The following is a 1,374-nucleotide window of genomic DNA, read 5'->3' on the forward strand; positions in this document are numbered from 1 at the left end:
AGCGGATGCAGATCTCGGCCACGGGCTTGCCAACGAGGGGTGCCAGCACCTCACGAATCGTGTCGTCGATCGTCACCGACATCACCCCCCTCGGACGCTGCACGTCCACCCCGTGCCGCACGAGCGCTCGCTTGCGCCAGAAGCGCTCAAAGACCCGCTGCGTCGATGGTAGCCCCTTCGCGTCCCTGCCGTCACTACGGGCCCGTCCGTCGAGCCGCCTCGAATCGCTGGAACCGCCCGGGGGCGTGTGTTAGAGTGTGCAGGTTCGTCCGCACCCCACTGCGGAGGGCACCACAATCACGAGGCGTGGAAGGAACCGAGAAGTTGGCGAACATCAAGAGCCAGAAGAAGCGCGTCATCACCAACGCGAAGGCGCAGGCCCGCAACAAGGCCGTCCGCTCGTCGCTCAAGACCGCGGTCAAGCGCGCGCGCCAGGCCGTCGAGGCCGGGGACGCCGCCGTCGCGGCCGAGAAGGCCGCAGAGGCCTGCAAGGCGCTCGACGTCGCGGCCAGCAAGGGCGTCATCCACAAGAACCAGGCCGCCAACCGCAAGTCCGGCGTCATGGGCGCCGTGAAGCGGATGGGTTCGTAGGCCCTAGGCGGCACACCCCCCGCACACGCGGGCGATCCAGCGTTCGAGAGCGAGCCGGTCATCCCGGCTCGTTTTCATTGTCTGCTCGGTCGCGGCCGCCTCGCGCAGCGCGCACTCAAGCTCCGCAGCCGTGTACCGCTTCGCCTGCCCTTCGATCTTGCGGCAGTGCCAGTCGCTCTTGAGGCCCAGCTCGCGCATGATCGCGGGCGTGCGCTCGCCGCGGTCGAGCATCGCGCGGGCGGCGAGCAGCCGACGCAGATGCATCAGCGTCAGTCCCCAAAGGCCGATCGGCGTCTCGCCCTCCGAGATGAGCCCGGCCAGCAGCTTGAGGGCCTCGCGGGTGTCGCGCTCGCCGAACGCGTCGATGAAGTCCCACACCGACGTCGGAGCGGCCAGCGACAGCACGGCGTCGATGTCCGCGCCCGTGACGGTATCCGCGTCGCCGACGTACGCGCACGCCTTTCCGACCTCGATCGACAGGCGTCGTAGGTCCTCGCCCACCGCCTCGACCAGCTGCTCGGCGGCCTGCTTGCCGATGCGCTTGCCGCGCGCGGAGAACATCTCCACTACCTTGCCGCCATACTCCCCCGCCTTGCCGAACGCGGCGCGCTTCGGCGCCTTGAACTCGCTCACGTAGCCGGCGGACTCGCAGACCTTGTACAGGCGAGTGCGCTTGTCCGGCTTGGCGGCCGACAGCACGAGCGTCGTGAACGGCGCGGGGTCGGCGACGTAGTCGGCGAGGATGCCTTGGCCGGCAGCCGCCATCTTCTCGATGTCTCTCAC

At 69.1% G+C, this 1,374-nt stretch carries 2 protein-coding genes; one reads left to right on the top strand and one right to left on the bottom strand.

Going from position 1 to position 1,374, the window contains the following annotated elements; genetic code table 11:
- Nucleotides 1–324: 324 nt before the first annotated feature.
- A complete protein-coding gene (locus FDZ70_10720; protein TLM65925.1) occupies nucleotides 325–591 on the top strand; it encodes a 30S ribosomal protein S20 in 267 nt (88 codons plus the stop codon).
- Nucleotides 592–594: 3 nt separating this feature from the next.
- Here the strand turns inward: FDZ70_10720 and holA are convergent, their stop codons facing one another.
- Nucleotides 595–1,356 (bottom strand): DNA polymerase III subunit delta, encoded by a 762-nt coding sequence (holA, locus tag FDZ70_10725; GenBank protein ID TLM65926.1) that lies wholly within the window; start codon nucleotides 1,354–1,356, stop codon nucleotides 595–597.
- Between the last annotated feature and the right edge of the window lie 18 nt (nucleotides 1,357–1,374).

This window comes from Actinomycetota bacterium, assembly GCA_005774595.1.
Lineage (GTDB): Bacteria > Actinomycetota > Coriobacteriia > Anaerosomatales > D1FN1-002 > D1FN1-002.